Raw genomic sequence first — 332 nt, 5'->3', positions numbered from 1 at the left:
GACCTTCCAATAGGTAAAGCGTGTCTGGATTAGTTTGAGCGACAGCAGAAAATCCTGCGGTTAAAAAGGCGAGGTAAAGAATTGTTTTTTTAATCATTTGAATAAGCATTTGAAATAGTGCACGGGATAACCTCTCTGAGGTTTGGGTATTTTCGGTTTTTTTCCATAAAAAAAGCCCTTCAAGTGTTGAAGGGCTTTGGGCTTTTATAGTTGACTAAAATCAATCCTCTTTTTTGGCCATTCTGGTTCTCTCATTTTCATCCAAATAGATTTTTCTCATTCGGATAGATTTTGGAGTGATTTCCAAATATTCATCTTTCTGGATGTATTCC

At 36.4% G+C, this 332-nt stretch carries 1 protein-coding gene; it reads right to left on the bottom strand.

The window, feature by feature from the left end; all coding sequences use genetic code 11:
• Window positions 1-220 precede the first annotated feature (220 nt).
• Window positions 221-332, bottom strand: a 112-nt coding sequence (locus ACNKXV_RS13780; protein WP_417908297.1) for a hypothetical protein, incomplete at its 5' end; no start/stop codon positions are given.

This window comes from Christiangramia aquimixticola (assembly GCF_048285835.1).
In the GTDB taxonomy this organism is placed as follows: Bacteria; Bacteroidota; Bacteroidia; order Flavobacteriales; family Flavobacteriaceae; genus Christiangramia; species Christiangramia aquimixticola.
The sequence above is the reverse complement of the archived record's forward strand: the minus strand, read 5'-3'. Positions and strand labels throughout refer to the sequence as shown.